Annotated in this window: 14 protein-coding genes and 2 pseudogenes; 8 read left to right on the top strand and 8 right to left on the bottom strand. The window is 65.9% G+C overall.

Going from position 1 to position 15,536, the window contains the following annotated elements; genetic code table 11:
- Positions 1–41: 41 nt before the first annotated feature.
- The 5 genes from XcodCFBP4690_RS15250 to XcodCFBP4690_RS22770 all read right to left on the bottom strand — a co-directional run bounded on the left by XcodCFBP4690_RS15250 (position 42) and on the right by XcodCFBP4690_RS22770 (position 4,059).
- On the bottom strand, positions 42–1,883 hold the full coding sequence (locus XcodCFBP4690_RS15250; RefSeq protein WP_167394657.1) for an amidohydrolase: 1,842 nt from the start codon (positions 1,881–1,883) through the stop codon (positions 42–44).
- 113 nt (positions 1,884–1,996) lie between these two features.
- On the bottom strand, positions 1,997–2,425 hold the full coding sequence (locus XcodCFBP4690_RS15245) for a DoxX family protein (protein ID WP_167394647.1): 429 nt from the start codon (positions 2,423–2,425) through the stop codon (positions 1,997–1,999).
- Complete coding sequence (locus tag XcodCFBP4690_RS15240) at positions 2,422–3,078, bottom strand: hydrolase (RefSeq protein ID WP_104542120.1); 657 nt, start codon at positions 3,076–3,078, stop codon at positions 2,422–2,424. The genes XcodCFBP4690_RS15245 and XcodCFBP4690_RS15240 overlap by 4 nt, the downstream gene beginning before the upstream one ends.
- On the bottom strand, positions 3,075–3,542 hold the full coding sequence (locus XcodCFBP4690_RS15235; RefSeq protein WP_104542119.1) for a helix-turn-helix transcriptional regulator: 468 nt from the start codon (positions 3,540–3,542) through the stop codon (positions 3,075–3,077). Before XcodCFBP4690_RS15235 ends, XcodCFBP4690_RS15240 begins: the two co-directional genes overlap by 4 nt.
- A 130-nt stretch (positions 3,543–3,672) precedes the next feature.
- Positions 3,673–4,059: a hypothetical protein gene (locus tag XcodCFBP4690_RS22770; RefSeq protein ID WP_167394646.1), complete on the bottom strand. Its 387-nt coding sequence runs from the start codon at positions 4,057–4,059 to the stop codon at positions 3,673–3,675.
- Between XcodCFBP4690_RS22770 and XcodCFBP4690_RS15230 the strand changes: the two genes are divergently transcribed.
- From XcodCFBP4690_RS15230 to XcodCFBP4690_RS23145, 7 genes and pseudogenes are all read left to right on the top strand, one after another.
- Positions 3,986–7,075 (top strand): sensor histidine kinase, encoded by a 3,090-nt coding sequence (locus XcodCFBP4690_RS15230; protein ID WP_104542222.1) that lies wholly within the window; start codon positions 3,986–3,988, stop codon positions 7,073–7,075. The genes XcodCFBP4690_RS22770 and XcodCFBP4690_RS15230 overlap by 74 nt on opposite strands.
- Entirely contained in the window at positions 7,068–7,709 is a 642-nt protein-coding gene (locus XcodCFBP4690_RS15225) for a response regulator transcription factor (protein WP_104542118.1), read from the top strand. The genes XcodCFBP4690_RS15230 and XcodCFBP4690_RS15225 overlap by 8 nt, the downstream gene beginning before the upstream one ends.
- Before the next feature lie 411 nt (positions 7,710–8,120).
- Positions 8,121–9,248 (top strand): Cache 3/Cache 2 fusion domain-containing protein, encoded by a 1,128-nt coding sequence (locus XcodCFBP4690_RS15220; RefSeq protein ID WP_104542116.1) that lies wholly within the window; start codon positions 8,121–8,123, stop codon positions 9,246–9,248.
- A 44-nt stretch (positions 9,249–9,292) separates the two neighbouring features.
- Positions 9,293–9,916 carry a DUF8082 domain-containing protein gene (locus XcodCFBP4690_RS15215; RefSeq protein WP_104542114.1) on the top strand — a complete coding sequence of 208 codons (624 nt, stop codon included), beginning with the start codon at positions 9,293–9,295 and terminating at the stop codon, positions 9,914–9,916.
- Between the two features lie 311 nt (positions 9,917–10,227).
- Entirely contained in the window at positions 10,228–10,905 is a 678-nt protein-coding gene (locus XcodCFBP4690_RS15210) for a TetR/AcrR family transcriptional regulator (RefSeq protein WP_244183676.1), read from the top strand.
- 226 nt (positions 10,906–11,131) lie between these two features.
- Complete coding sequence (locus XcodCFBP4690_RS15205; protein ID WP_104542110.1) at positions 11,132–12,055, top strand: NADP-dependent oxidoreductase; 924 nt, start codon at positions 11,132–11,134, stop codon at positions 12,053–12,055.
- A 28-nt stretch (positions 12,056–12,083) separates the two neighbouring features.
- Positions 12,084–12,320, top strand: a pseudogene (locus XcodCFBP4690_RS23145) (oxidoreductase); the annotation flags it as partial.
- Between the two features lie 50 nt (positions 12,321–12,370).
- On the opposite strand, the pseudogene XcodCFBP4690_RS15195 reads toward XcodCFBP4690_RS23145, so the two are convergent.
- Both XcodCFBP4690_RS15195 and XcodCFBP4690_RS15190 read right to left on the bottom strand, forming a co-directional pair.
- Positions 12,371–12,475 (bottom strand): annotated as a pseudogene (locus XcodCFBP4690_RS15195) (hypothetical protein); the annotation flags it as partial.
- A 61-nt stretch (positions 12,476–12,536) separates the two neighbouring features.
- Positions 12,537–13,385: an SDR family oxidoreductase gene (locus XcodCFBP4690_RS15190; RefSeq protein WP_104542108.1), complete on the bottom strand. Its 849-nt coding sequence runs from the start codon at positions 13,383–13,385 to the stop codon at positions 12,537–12,539.
- 134 nt (positions 13,386–13,519) lie between these two features.
- Here XcodCFBP4690_RS15190 and XcodCFBP4690_RS15185 point away from each other — a divergent pair, with 134 nt between their 5' ends.
- Positions 13,520–13,921, top strand: a complete 402-nt coding sequence (locus tag XcodCFBP4690_RS15185; protein ID WP_208622753.1) for a winged helix-turn-helix transcriptional regulator — start codon at positions 13,520–13,522, stop codon at positions 13,919–13,921.
- 401 nt (positions 13,922–14,322) lie between these two features.
- Here XcodCFBP4690_RS15185 and XcodCFBP4690_RS15180 read toward each other — a convergent pair whose 3' ends face one another.
- Complete coding sequence (locus tag XcodCFBP4690_RS15180) at positions 14,323–15,069, bottom strand: SDR family NAD(P)-dependent oxidoreductase (protein ID WP_104542106.1); 747 nt, start codon at positions 15,067–15,069, stop codon at positions 14,323–14,325.
- Between the last annotated feature and the right edge of the window lie 467 nt (positions 15,070–15,536).

Genomic DNA, 15,536 nt, shown 5'->3' with positions numbered 1-15,536 from the left:
GCGGCCAGCTGGCCTGCATGCGCAGCGGAGCAATCGCAGCATCAGAAGGCGAAACACGCGCAGCCCAATGCGCCCCAGAACCCGCGCAGATCGTCGCTGGGCGCTGCATGGTGCGCGGCGTGCCGGTGCGGGCCGTGCGCAGCGCAACCAGGGCCGTGCGTATGCGCGGCACTGGCCAGCCCGCTCACCACACCGCCCACCTGATAGCCGCCGAACCGGTTGACCGGCGACCAGTCCGGCATCGCCAGAGGCAGGCCCGGCGCCAATACGGCAAAGTCGCCATCGCCATGCACGACCTGCCCGCCCAGCACCGTCAACACGCTGGTGATCTCGGCAATGGCGGCATCGTCGACACGGAAGTAGTCGTCCGACAACACGATGAAGTCGGCCAGTTGGCCTGCCGCCAGGGTGCCCTTGTGCGACTCGTCGCCGGAGAACCAGGCACTGCCCTGCGTCCACAGCCGCAAGGCCTGTTCGCGATCGAGCAGGTTTTCCTCGCCATACAGCGCCAGCCCGCCCACGGTGCGGCCGGTGACCAGCCACGACAGCGCCACCCACGGGTTGTAGCTGGCCACACGGGTGGCATCGGTACCGGCACCGACCGGAATACCGGCCGCCAGCATGCGGCGTATCGGCGGCGTGTGCCGTGCGGCCTGCACGCCGTAGCGCGCCACGAAGGCCTCGCCCTGGTACGCCATGCGGTGCTGCACGGCGATACCGCCATTCAAGGCGCGGATGCGATCGATATTGCGGGCGGTGATGGTCTCGGCATGGTCGATGAACCAGTGCAGGCCATCGAACGGAATGTCGGCGTTGACCTTCTCGTAGACATCGAGAATGCGTCCGATGCTCTCGTCGTAGGTGGCATGGATACGGAACGGCCAGCGCTTTTCCACCAGTAAGCGCACCACCTGTTCCAGCTCCGGCTCCAGTTCCGGCGGCAGCTCCGGGCGCGGTTCGCTGAACTGCTCGAAGTCGGCCGCGGAGAACACCAGCATCTCGCCGGCGCCGTTGTGGCGCAGCAGGTCGTCGCCCTTGCGCACCGGCAGCAGCTCGGTCCAGCCGCGGAAGTCGGCGACCTCCCTGCCCTTGTTCTGGGTGAACAGGTTGTAGGCGATGCGCACGCTCAGCTGACCGGCCGCGTGCAACTGCTCGATGACCTGGTAGTCCTCCGGATAATTCTGGAAGCCGCCACCGGCATCGATCACCGAGGTGATGCCCAGCCGGTTGAGTTCGCGCATGAAATGGCGGGTGGAATTGGCCTGGTAGTCCAGCGGCAGGCGCGGTCCCTTGGCCAGGCTCGCATACAGGATCAATGCATTGGGCTTGGCCAGCAGCAGGCCGGTGGGATTGCCCAGCTTGTCGCGCTCGATGCGCCCGCCGGGCGGATCGAGCGTGGCCTTGTCGTAACCGCAGGCGCGCAACGCGGCGCGATTGAGCAAGGCGCGATCGTACAGATGCAGCAGGAAGACCGGGGTATCCGGCGCAATCGCATTGATTTCGTCCAGCGTGGGCAGGCGCTTTTCAGCGAACTGATGGGCGGTGAAGCCCCCTACCACACGCACCCACTGCGGAGCCGGGGTGCGATCGACCTGCGCCTTCAACATGGCCATAGCATCGGCCAGCGAGCGCACGCCATCCCAGCGCAGCTCCAGGTTGTAGTTGAGTCCGCCGCGGATCAGGTGGGTGTGGCTGTCGTTGAGCCCGGGCAGCAGGCGCCGCCCCTGCGCATCAATGACGCGCGCGTCCCCGGCCATTGCCATGATCTGCGCATCGTCGCCCACCGCCGCGATGCGTCCATTGGCCACCGCGAGCGCGGTGGCACTGGGCCGACGCGGATCCAGCGTGGTGACGCGTGCATTGCGAACGACAAGATCGACCATCGGCGGTGTCCTTGCAGCAGACGAGGTTCCGGGCAGTGCGCCCAATGCAAAGCCGGCAGCGGCGCCTTGCATCCACAGGCGGCGTCCGGGGCTGTGATCGCGTGCGCTGCCGGTCATGTCGCAGCGCGCCTGCGCAGGCCATCCAGCGACCAGGCGCCGCCACCGGCGGCGAGCAGCGCCAGCAACACCAGCAGCCACATCAACGGGTATTCCATGCCGCCGTGCATCCAGAACCAGCCTTTGGGCGCGGCCACCAGCACCGTGGTGGCGATGAACACCGCTGCCAGCGCAGCACTCGCGCGTGTCCACAGCCCCAGCAGCACGGCCAGGCCGGACAGCGTCTGCACCAATGCCAGCAGCAACGGCAATGGCGCGGCAGCGGGAAGGCCGAACTGCTGCAATTCGGCGGCGAAGCCGGCCAGTCCCGGTCCGCCGAACCAACCCAGCAACTTGCCCAACCCATGCGGCAGCAGCAATCCGCCCCCAGCGATACGCAGCATCAGCAGCGCTGCCGCACTGCCGCGTGGCGCGGATGCGTTCAATGCCCGCCTTCCTGCGCGCCGAACATGTGCTTGGCGTACTGGATGCCGATGCCATAGCCACCGGCGTGCGCGCGGGCGATGCCGGTGGTGAGGTCATAGGTGTCCCCGCGCGCCCAATCGCGCTGCAGTTCCAGCAGGTACTGCACGCTGGTCATCGGCGCCGCGCCAGCCTGCACCATGCGCGTGACCGCGCGTTCATGCGCTTCGTCGCTGACGTCGCCACAGGCATCGGTGATGACATAGACCTCAAAGCCCTGGTCGATCGCCGACAGCGCGGGGCCGACGATGCACACGCTGGTCCACAGGCCGGCAATCACCAGACGCCGCTTGCCGATGGCGTTGACGCGGTCGATCACCGCCTGGTCTTCCCAGGCATTCATGCTGGTGCGATCGAGTACTGGCTCACCTGGGAAGATCTCCGGCAGCTCGGGAAACAACGGCCCGGAGAACGATTTTTCCGCCACCGTGGTCAGGATCACCGGCACCTGGAAGCCCTTGGCGCCCTTGGCGATCAACGCGACGTTGTTGCGCAGCGCCGAGATGTCGATGGTATGGGTGGCGAACGCCATCTGCGATTGATGGTCGATCAGGATCAAGGCGTGATCGCCGGGCGACAGCAGGGCGTTGCCGGGGGTGGCAGTAGCAGTGGTCATGCGTGGTGCTCCAGGGACATGGAATGGGAACGGCCGTGGTGCCGCAGCGCTCGCGGCACGGCTGTACGGGTATCGGAGGCAACCTGCGCGGCGAAGCGCGCAGGCGTGCAGCCGGTGGCAGTGCGAAAGCTGCGCACGAAGTGGCTTTGATCGAAGAAGCACAGATCGGTGGCGATCTGGCTGACGGTGTGGCGGCCCTCGCGCAACAATGCCTGCGCGCGTTCGAGCCGGCGGCGGCGCAGGTACGCCATCGGGCTGGCACCGGTCGCATCGCGGAAGACACGGGCGAAGTGGAAGCGGCTCATGCAGGCAGCGGCGGCCAGCTGCGCCACGCCGGTGGGCTCGCACAGATGCGTTTCGATGTAGTGCAGCGCCCTGGCCACGGCACGCGCGCGTTGGGCATGCAGTGCAGATGCACGACCTGCATGCAGATCGGGGCGACCAGTGGCGAGCAGACGTGCCATGCGGCGTCTCCGGGGGGATGCCGTCATGGTGCGGCCGACATCTCAGGCGCCCCACCCCCGATGGTGATGCGGATTGGTCACCCTTTCGAGGGAGCGACAGGCCAGCATCTGGAAGCGACCACGGCCACAACTACGACGACGACGACGACGACGACGACGACTGCAGCAGCATCCCGCGGCCGCGCGACGCGGCGCAGACTCCGGCTCCAGTTCGCTGCAGGCAGCGCGCGGACGAGCCCTCGGGCGACACCAGCACACCGAGCGAACGCGACAGCGCCACAGGCGATGCAACCGATTCGCGATACAGGCACGATCGCCCCGCTGAGGCGCGCACTGCGGCGCATGCAGACTGCATGCGGCCTGCATACCCGATTTGCTGTTGCGCGTCGCTCCCCCCGAAAGAGGTGGTGGTGCTTGCCCCGATCTCGCCCGACAATGCCGCGATGCCGCATGAGCCCGTCATCCGATCACACCTGCTGTCTCGCCTGTGCGCGGTGCTGATCGTGGTGATGTGCATGTGGCTGCTGCCTGCGCCCGTTCGGGCGGCCGGCATCGCTTCCACGCGCGCGGGATTGCTGCAGTTCCACCACACCGCCTGGAGCACCGAGCGCGGTGCGCCGGCCGACATCTGGGATATCCAGCAGGCCAATGCCGGCCCGTTGTGGCTGGCGACCGGGTTTGGCCTGTTCCAGTTCGACGGCGAGCGGTTCGTCCGGCAGGCACCGCCGGATGGCCAAGCCTATGCATCGCACAATATGACCGCGCTGTCGTTGGCCGCAGGGGACACCGCGTGGATCGGCTATTTCAACGCCGGCATCGACCGGCTTGCAGACGGTCGCATCACCCACTTCGCGCCAGGCAAGGACGTGCCCGACGGCATGGTGTTCCGGATCGAGCGCGATGGCAGCGGACGCGTATGGGCGGCCATCGATGGTGGCCTGTGTTGGTTCGATGGACAACGCTGGCGGCGCGCCGGTACCGACTGGGGCTATCCGCGCAGCCAGGCGCACTGGCTGCTGCGCGATGTGCGTGGCGTGCTATGGGTCAGCGACGGAACCCAGATCCTGTCGCTGCAACCCGGCGCGCATCGTTTCGAACCCACCGGCCAGCAGGTGGGCGCGTACGTCACCATGGCGCAACGCCCGGACGGAGCGATCTGGGTGGCCGACCCGCACCGTGGCGTGTTCGCGTTGACCGATGGCAACGGCCAGGTCCTGCCCGCCTCTGCCCGCGCCACGCCGCAGTTTCCCGGGCTGCATGCGCGGCGCATCCGCTTCATGCACGATGGCGCGCTATGGGGCAGCGACTACGCAGCGCAGGGCCTGTTCCGCATCGGCCAACCCACCTCGCCAACCCCGGTACTGGAACGCTTCGGTCCAGTGCAGGGCCTGACCTCGGCAACCGCCGGCCCCTTGCTCGAAGACCGCGAAGGCAATCTGTGGGCCGGCACCAATCTGGGCCTCAATCGCTTCCGGCACCGCGCGTTGTTGCCGTTGGCGCCATTGCTGCCGGGCCAGGCGATGGCAGTGGCCATCTTCGACACCGGCCAGGGCAGCGTGCCCCAGCCCTTGCTGGCCAGCCTGCGCGACGGCCGGCTGCTCGCGCTGAGCCGCGCACGGGTCGAACGCCTGCAGCACGGCGCACCGCCTGGCACCCTGGATGTCCCCCCTACCGCCAATGGCTGGGTGCTGGCCGAACATGCATTGCTGCGGCTGCAGGCCGGCCGCTCCCAGGTGGTGGCGCTGCCGCAGGACGTGACGCCCGGTGCCATTCGCGCCTTCGTCGTGGATCGCCACGCTCACCCGTGGGTCTGCCCGGACGCCGGCGGCCCCCATGTGTTCGACGGCAGCACCTGGCAGCCGCTGGCCGCCGTGCAGGACACGCCCTGTTCGGTGCTCGCCACCGCGCAGGACGGCGGCCTGTGGATCGGCACCGTCAAGGGCGAGGTGCGGGTGCTACGAGGCCAGCAAGTCACCCGCTACAGCGCCCGGGACGGGTTGTCGGTGGGCCCGATCACCGCGATCTGGCAGAGCCCTTCGCTCACCCTGGTCGCCGGCGATACCGGGCTGGCCGTGCTCGGTGCCGATGGCCGTTTCCGCCAGGTGGCCGACCAGGCCAATCCGCTGCTGCAAGGCATTACCGGCATCGCGCAGGATCGCCATGGCAGGCTGTGGTTGAACGGCAACCGCGGCGTGGTGCAGGTCGCTCAACGCGCCCTGCTGCGCAGTGTGCACACGGGTATGGCGGGCCCCGCGCTGCGGCTGTACGACATCATGGATGGGCTTCCCGGGATCGCCCAGCAGGCGACGCCGGTGCCCACGGCGCTGGCTGCGGACGACGGCCTGCTGTGGTTCACCACCAACCAGGGCCTGGCCTGGCTGGACCCGGCGCAGACTTACCGCAATCCCACCGCGCCGGAGGTGTTCATCACCGAGGTGGTCGCCAACGACCGCCCCTACCCGCGCGAGCACGGCCTGCGCCTGCCCAAATGGACCGACCGCCTGCGCATCGGCTACGACGCGGTCAGCCTCACCCGCCCCGAGCGGGTACGCTTCCGTTATCGCCTGGAGGGCGTGGACGCGCAGTGGCAGGACGCCGGCAATCGCAACGAGGCGTTTTATACCAATCTGGCGCCGGGGCGTTACCGCTTCCGCATCGCCGCCGCCAATAACGACGGCGTCTGGAACGAACGCGGCGACACCCTGGACTTCGTCATCGAAGCGGCCTTCGTGCAGACCTGGCAGTTCAAGCTCTGCGCCGTGCTGGCCCTGCTACTGATGCTTGCGATCGCCTGGCGCCTGCGCACCCGCCATGTGGCCGGGCGGCTGCGGGCGCGCCTGGAAGAGCGCTACCGCGAACGCGAGCGCATTGCCCGCGAGCTGCACGACACCTTGCTGCAGGGCACGCAGGGATTGATCCTGCGCCTGCATGCGGCCAGCCGCTCGCTGCCCTGCGACGACCCGCGCCGGCTGGAGCTGGAGCACGCGGTGGACCTGGCCGAAGACGCATTGGTCGAAGGCCGCGAGCGCGTCAACGGGCTACGCGACAGTCATGCCCTGCGCGAAGATCTGGCTGCCGCCCTGCAGCGTTCGCGCAACGCCACCGTGGCGCTACCTGCCGCCGAGCTGCAGGTCGTGGTGGACGGCCGCCCGGTGGCGCTGCGCCCGCTGGTGGCCGATGAACTGTTCCAGCTCGGCCGCGAGGCGCTGGCCAATGCCGACCGGCATGCCGACGCCCGCCGGATCACGCTGGAACTGCGTTACGGTTCACGTGACTTCGTGCTGCGCATTCGCGACGATGGCTGCGGCCTGGATCCGGACGTGTTGCATGGTCATGCACGCACCGGCCATTGGGGGCTGACCGGCATGCAGGAACGCGCGCAACGCATCGGCGCCAAGATGCAGCTGTGGTCGCGACCGGGCAGCGGCACCGAGATCCAGGTCGTCATCCCCGCCCGCGCCGCGTACGCCAGACCGCCGCGGTGGTGGTGGCCCTTTCGACATGCAGGATCCACGGAGAGCTTCGATGGCTGAGCCGGTCAAACCGACCGATGTGCTGGTGGTGGACGACCATCCGCTGCTGCGCGACGGGCTCAGCGCCATGCTGGCCGCCGAACGCGACATGCGCGTGGTGGGCGAAGCCGAAGACGGCGAACAGGCGGTGACCCGCTACGCCAGCCTGCGCCCGGACGTGGTGCTGATGGACCTGCAGATGCCGCGCGTGGATGGGGTCGAGGCGATCCAGCGCATCCGCCGCGTCGACCCTGCCGCCAAGGTCATCGTGCTGACCACCTATACCGGCGACGTGCGCGCGGTGCGAGCGCTGCAGGCCGGAGCCTGCGGTTACCTGCTCAAGAGCGCGCTGCGGCGCGAACTGGTGGACACCATCCGCAACGTGCGCCGCGGCCAGCGCCGGCAGGTGCCGGCATCGGTGGCCGAGAACATCGCCGCCCACGTCCTCGACGATGCGCTCTCCGCCCGCGAAACCGAAGTGCTCAGCCTGGTGGCCACCGGCTGCTCCAACAAGCAGATCGGCAACGCGCTGACGATCTCCGAAGAAACCGCCAAGGCGCATATGAAGAACATCCTGGCCAAGCTGGGCGTGCGCGATCGCACCCACGCGGTGACCGTCGCACTGCGCCGCGGGATCCTGTCGCTGGAGACCTGAGCGGCCGGCGGCGCGCGCCGGGCCACCGCGGGAAGCAATCGGCCTGGTCTCGGCGCAGCGCATGCGTTCGCCCGAGCGCGGCGTGGTTGCTCCAGCGCAACGCGGCAGGACGTGACGCACAGGTGCATCCACCCCATCGCCCGCCTCTGCTGCCTCCCGGGTCGTGGGCGCGCGCCGCACGCGCACCGGGCCGGGAACTTTGCAACGCGGTCGACCATTCTTGAACGCAAGGCGCATGGCGCGATCGTCCCGCACTCTCAAACCGATCGGCTTGAGCTATCGTATGCACCGCCAGCGGCATGGGGGCCGCTTCAGCATCCTTGGCGACAGCCGATAAGGGCTACGTCCGACCGCCGCACTGGGCTGCGGTGGCAATCGATTCAATCACTAAACGCGTTCAGGGGAATTGCGATGCTTCGTCACTCTTTGCGGGTGCGCCTGCTGTTGCCGGTGCTGGCCTTGGTGCTGGTCGTGGTGGTGGCACTGACGGTCATTCTGGCCATTACCGAAGCGAACCGGGTCAAGTTCGAAGCCGGCGAGTCGATCGAGCGCCAGTCGGTGTCGTTGCAGACCCTGTTCACGGTCACCCGCTCGATGATGCTCGACCGCGTCAATTCCTCGATGCGCCAGCTGCGCAAGGAAGCCAACGCGCAGGGCGCGCCGAGCCTGGGCAACGAGATCCGCGTGGCCGACCGCAACGCCAACGACCTGCTGCTGGGCCAGCGCTCGCAGGCCAACGTCTTCACCATGCTCGACGACGTCACCGCCATCCACGAAGGTACCGCCACGCTGTTCTCGCGCACCGGCGAGGACTTCGTGCGTATCTCCACCAACGTCAAGAAGGACGACGGCAGCCGCGCCATCGGCACCGTGCTCGATCCCAATGGCCAGGCCGCGGCCAAGCTGCGTAACGGCGAAAGTTTCTACGGCGTGGTCGACATCCTGGGCAACCCGTACGTCACCGGCTACGAGCCGATCTTCGCCGGCAGCGACAAGCGCGTGATCGGCGCCTGGTATGTGGGCTACAAGGCCGACACCCAGGCGCTGGAAAACGTGGTCAGCAGCCGTCGCGTGCTCGATTCCGGCTTCATCGCCATCTTCGACAGCAAGAACAAGCTGCGCTTCCAGTCCACCACCGGTGCCACCACCGACACCGCCACCATCGAGCGGATCGTCAAGGACAGCCCGGACGACTGGGTGGTGACCAAGCAGGAAGTGCCCGATTGGGGCTTCACCCTGGTGTCCGCCTATCCCAAGAGCGACGTCAACGGCGTGATCGTGCGGCAGTCGCTGTGGATCGCCGGCATCGGCCTGCTGGTGTGCGCGCTGCTGCTCGGCCTGCAGTGGGCCCTGATCTGGAGCCGCGTGTTGCGCCCGATCCAGCATCTGACCACCGTGGCCGAGGAACTCAGCCTGGGCAAGTGGAACCACACGATCGAAGAGGTCAACCTCAAGGACGAAATTGGTACGCTGGCGCGCGCCATCTCCCGCCTGTCCAACAGCGTCCGGTTGGCCATGGAGCGTCTCAGCAAACGCTGAGCCGTTCCGCCCGATGACGTACCAGATGATGCAAGGAAGACGCCATGTCCAATGAATTCCGTCCGCTGATCGAGGTCCTGCGCGAGCTAAGGGCGCTGGCATTGAAGAAGGCGTCCGGCTTTCTGTTCGTCGTCACCGAAGAAAACCACTCCTGCATCGTCCGCCTCAACGCCGGGCAGATCGAAGAGGTGGTCTTCCGCATGCTGCGCAACGATGAGGCGGTGCAACGCCTCACCATGGTCAATGCGGCAAAGGCCCGCTTCCAGGCCGACCCGGGCGCCGGCCTGGGCAAACCCTCGCTGCTGAGCGAGGATTCGCGCCAGTGGCTGATGGGTGGCTTCGAGCAGGACCTGGGCGGCGCGCCGTCCCCGGTTCGCGCACCGGTCGCGCCCGCAGTCGTTCCGGCACCGGCGCCGGTGGCGTCGCCTGCCCCTGCACCGTCAGCCAATGGCGGCACCAGCGCGCCGGACGAGCGCGTGCGCGATGCGCTGGAAAAGGTCGCGCTGAACTATCTCGGCCCCATTGCCGGCATGCTCTGCGACGAAGCCTGGGACGCCTCCAGCGATATCGAGCAAGTGCTCAGCCAGCTGGGCGCCAATCTCTCCACGCCGCAGGAAGCGCAGCGTTTCATGACCGATGCACGCACTGCGCTGGCCAAGGTGCGCTGAGGAGCGGCATCGGGAACACACGGGTCGTTTCTGACGGTTGTCGATCCACATGCAGTACCACCGGTGGCTCGGTCGACCTGCTGCAACCATGCAAGCCCTGATTTTGGATCGAAACTGACGAGCGCCCCGGCGCTCGTCGTGTTTTTGGGTGACAGCGATTTCAGCTGATGCAGACGGCGCGAGCCCACGCAACCGCCGGCAGGTCAGCAGTGCGTGTCCAGTTACCCTCACCAGCGACGCCGCAAAAATCGCTTGCAAGTCCAAAATGGTACGGTACAGCACCTCACCAGGAACAGTCAGCGGATGCAGCCGTGGCAAGCACCGATCCCGCTCCACCGACCCACCGCACCACCAAGGGCGCCCAGCGTATCCACGACCTGCTCGTGGTCGCCTCCGAGCGTTTTCTGGATCTGGGCTTCGACGCCGTGTCCGTGGACGACATCCTTGCGGTGGTCGGCGGGTCGCGCCGCAATGTCTACGCGCATTTCGGCGGCAAGGAAGGGCTGTTCAAGGCGGCGATGCTGCATGTGGCTGCGGAAATGGCCAAGCCACTCGATGCCCTGGTGATCGAAGGCCGCAACCCGGCAGAGGCATTGCCCGTGCTCGGCCATACCCTGGTGCGCACCGCGCTGTCGCCGCGCACCCTGGCCGTGCACCGCATCCTGACCAACGAAGGCAAGCGCTTCCCCGACATCGCGCAGGCGATGTTGAATTCCAGCTACCTCAAGATCCAGGCCAAGGTGGCCGCCTGGATCGCCACCCAGCAAGGCGACGCGCCGGGCCAGTTCACCACCGGCCTTTCTGCCTACGTGCTGGCCGAACAGTTCATGAGCATGACCGCCAGCCACGTCAAGCTGCTGGCGATCGTCGGCCTGATCAACCCACCGCTGCACGACTCGGAAATCGACGTCATCGTCGGCAATGCCGTCTGCACCCTGCTGCAGGGCGCGGCGGTCGGCGCACAGACTCTCGAAGAACGCAGCGGATAAGCGCTGACGCCCCACCCCAACCGACCGGCAGCGCCATCGCCTGCATTGCCGTGCACCCTACCCGTCGCATCGTCTGGATCGGCCGATCCGGGATGGTCAGCCGTGCCCGTCGTCTGGCTCCTGGCCGCTAGCCAACAGAAACCAGCTTCACCACCCGCAGTCCAGCACCCCATCGCGACTGCTGCACCGCGCAGCCTCGCCTGTTCGATTCCATCCGGAGCACACCATGAAAGCTGTCCGCATCCATCACTTCAATGATCGCCCCGCGCTCGAAGACATCCCCGTCCCCGCTATCGCCCCCGATCAGGTGCTGGTGCGGGTGCAGGCGGCTGCCCTGAACCCGCTCGATGCACTGGTGGTCTCCGGCGTGGCCCAGCAGTTCTTCGACATCGCCTTGCCCATCACCCTGGGCACCGACCTGGTCGGCAGCATCGAGCGCGTCGGTTCGGCGGTGACCCAATGGCGTGCCGGCGACCGCGTGCTGGTGTGGACCGATGCCGGGCGAAGCGGCGCTGTGGCCGAGTTTGCCGCAGTCCCTGCCAGTGCCTGCGTCGCGCTGCCGCCTGGCCTGTCCGTGACCGAAGGCGCTGCCATTCCCACCGCCGGCATCACCGCGTGGCATGCCTTGTTTTCCGCAGCGCAACTCACCGCTGGAGAAACCGTACTGATCCACGCGGCCGCGGGCGGCGTGGGCAGCTTCGCGGTGCAGTTCGCGCACAAGGCAAGGGCACGCGTCATCGCCACCGCCTCCGGCGATGGACTGGAACTGGCACGCAGCCTGGGCGCAGATGAGGTCATCGACTACACCACGCAGGACTTCAGCAGCCGCGTGTCCAATGTGGACGTGGTGCTGGACCTGGTCGGCGGCGATACCCAGACCCGCTCGTACACGGTGCTGCGCAAGGGCGGACGCCTGGTGTCCACCACCATGCCGCCGGACCAGGCCGATGCCGAAGCCACCGGCGTCAGGGCCAGCATCTTCTACGCAAAGCCCTATGCAGACCGTCTTGGCCAGCTGCTCTCGGACATCGTTGCGCAAGGCGTGCGCGTGGTGATCGACAGTACCCACGGTATCGACGACTTCGACCAGGCCTGGGCCCGCCAGATCTCCGGCAAGGCACGCGGCAAGATCGTCATCGCCGTCGCCTGATCCCCTCGTCCAGGCAACGAGATCACCGGTGCCCCCTACACCCTCCCTCGGCGGCAGCCTCACCCTGCCGGGCACCTCGGTCGAACTCGCCGTGCATGGGCGACGGCAGCATGCAGTTGCCCGGGCATCACGTGCAGGGGCCTGCGCGAGACCGGGAGGTGGCGCTTGCGGTGCTGCGCGAGCTGATCGCGCTCGGCGCCACTCACATCGACACCGCCGAATTCCATAGACCCACGGTCTCCAAGCGGTGCTGCGCGAAGCCTTGTTCACGCCGGGCTTGCCGAACTTGCGCAGCCAGGCGTACAGGCAGTGCATGGTGAGGCCCAGCCGTTCGGCGGCGTCTTCCGCCCTGGACCCACGATCGGGCGCTTGCCGGAGCGCTTCGATCTTGAACCCATCCGTACATCGCTTACTGCTCACGGACACCTGGGAGTCGCCAACTGATGGCCTTGAGATGTCTGGGACATCTTGGGCGTATCACTCACACCAGTTGCTGAGCGAGGATGTCGCGCAGGGATTTCGGTCCACGACCGGAGAGGCGCTGAACGTCGTCGGTCACGATATCGAAGTTGCCGGCGACGAAGCGGCGCTTGATGTCGACAAACGCCTCGATGATGGGGTCGGGCAAGCCCGACTGAGAAAGCCCACCACGCAACTGCTCTTCCGAGATGACGGCGAAGCTGATCGGCTTGCCAAGCAGTTCGGAAACGATTGCGGCGCGCTCGGGGCCGGTGACGGAGGCAGCCCCGGTGGCAGCGTAGATGGCGCCTTCGTGATCGTGCCCCAGCAGCGCGCCGGTCGCCGTTGCAGCCACATCGTCACGAGAAACATAGGAAACGCGCTCATCGCCGAGGCCTGCGAGCACACCTTGGCCAAGGGACATCTTAATCTCGTCGGCCATGCTCTCGGCGTAGTAGCTCATCCGCAGGATCGTCCATCGGGCCCTGGTGTTGATGAGATGCTGCTCTGCCGTCCAGTAAGCCGACGTGTGCCCGGTCCCGGCCTCCTCCCGCGTGCCGACTGCCGACATCAGGAAGATATGCGCGACACCAGCTTCCACAGCGGCATCGATGGCGTTCTTGAGTTGATCCCCACGTACCCCGGGACGCAGGTCGGCGCTCGGGATGATCAGCAGACGATCAAGCCCCGCATAGGCCTTCACGAGCGATGCGGGCTGATCATAGTCGCCGAGGCGCGCCTCGACGGGCCCAGTGACGCTGTCCGGCGAACGCGATATCGCCACCAGATCGTGGCCGCCGCCTCGCGCGATCAGTTCTGCTACGACGGCTCCGCCTAGCTTGCCGCTCGCGCCACTCACTCCGATCTTCATTTGGATGCTCCCTTTCGATCCACGAACAAAATGTTAGTGACAATATGATCGATATCGGGTAAGAGCACAAGAATGCACAGTGATGTACGTCGCGAACATTTGTGTTCGCTTTAAAGTCTTTGGAGGTCTTCGTGATGGATATTAAAGTCTTGGATGAGGTAAAACCTGCCCCCGTTGAGCATCCACCCGAGGAATGCCGGGCCATTGGTCAGATAGTGGATCGTATTGGCGACAAGTGGACTGTCATGGTTGTTGGCGCACTCTCAAATGGCCCCTTGCGCTTCAACGCGATCATGCGCGCGGTCGGCGGCGTCTCCCACCGCATGCTCACGCTGACGTTGCGCGCACTGGAGCGAGATGGCCTTGCCACCCGCACTGCCTATGCGACCATTCCGCCCAAGGTCGAGTATGAGTTGACGGAGCTCGGCCGCTCGCTGATCGAACCGCTACAGGTTCTTGCCACTTGGGCAGTCAAGCATCGTCCTGCGATGGAAAAGGCACGTGCGAAGTTCGATGCGGCGAAGAACACCAACTAACCGCGTTCAGCAGGGTTCGCCTGCGGCGGATGAGCAATCGTCCCAGCGTGGTCCGTGAGTTGTCTTGCCAACTCAGCCTTTGGATGCGTGGTATATGTCGGCATCGATCGCACTGCCTCGAAGGCAGCGCACGAGATTGAAGCCAGGACCTCGATACCGGTCAGGCCCTGGCTCGAATTGATCGTTCTTTTGGGCAAGCGCTACTATGCGCTCTGGCAGACTGGCGCGTCGATGACGCTCTCCGCGCTCTCAACGTAGATCGACCATACGGTGCCGCATTCTGATTCCAGCTTTGACTTAATGCGGACTACGAACAGCGTGCCATGTCGACGGACCACGCAGTAGGGGCGTGATCCGCAGAGGCCGTGTTGTTGTGATCCGGATCGGATGCTCGGTCGCAATCACCACGGTATCGCACCGTCCGGTCCGGTAAAGCTGCCCGTCGGGCTATCCATATCGAGCGCCGCCGCGACGAGTGGCCGCACGCCGACCTCCACGGTTTCGCCAGCCATGAAATCGTTGATCGCCGTCGCGGTGATGGCAGGGCTGGCCGCACGAACCTTGATCCCGGAGTCCTCCAATTCGATGGCGAGCGCCACCGTGATCGCATTGAGCGCGCTTTTGGACAGGGCGTAAGTCACGCCGAAATAGGGACGAGTTGGGGAATTGGGATCGGCATTGATTGTCAACGAACCGGCGGCGCTGGACACGTTCACGATGCGCCCTGTCCGCGATTGCCGGATGAGCGGAAGCATGGCTTGTGTAACCGCCAGAGCTCCCAAGACGTTCGTTTCGAAGAGTGCGCGGATTTCGTCCAGCGATGCCGCGCTCGGTCTACTTGCTGCCATCACCTCTCCCACGGAGGAGTAGCGTCCCGATTGGCCGATCGCCGCATTGTTGATCAATAGATCGAGCCGGCCAAATTCGGTGGTGATGCGCGCCGCCGCGGCTGCAATGCTTTGCCCATCGGTCACATCGAGATGGATCGCGTGGGCACTGTCGCCGATTTCCTCGGCCGCTTGTTTCCCGCTATCAAAATTGCGGCAACCCAGAAGGACGATATAACCCAGCGTAGCCAGTTCCTTGGCCATCTGCTTGCCAAGGCCTGTATTCGCGCCTGTAATGAGCGCGATCATCTTTTCTTCCATTCTTTCTTCTCCATTCTAGTTAAGGCCGGCTCTGTCCATGCAACGGCGCGATAGACTTGAGCTCTTTCAGCGTTGCGTCGCCGCAGATGGCGGCATCGCACTGCGCTTTTCCGCTAGAGATTGCGCAGGTCGAGACATCAGTCGGTTAGGTCCAGCGCACCTGATCTCGCCGCTCGCTTCACTCATGACGACCTGCAAATAAGTGCCGCCGAGACAACGAACAAAATGTTGGTAAGAATATGATCGATATCGATCGAGAGCACAAGAAGGCACATCGGCCTACGTCGCGAACACGCATGTTCGTGTTCGAAGGAACGAAGTCTTTGGCGCCGGTCCGCGCTGCCGAACCTTAACAGATTAAATCTCGCGATTTGGTTGTAAACCTAGGAAAGGTCTGATCAACTCACCACAGATGCGCGACACTACCGCCTCATGTAGAGGATTCATCCATGCAGCTGACGTTCGGT

The organism is Xanthomonas codiaei (genome assembly GCF_002939785.1).
GTDB lineage: Bacteria > Pseudomonadota > Gammaproteobacteria > Xanthomonadales > Xanthomonadaceae > Xanthomonas > Xanthomonas codiaei.
Note: the sequence above shows the minus strand (reverse complement) of the source record. Positions and strands in the feature narration are given on the sequence as shown.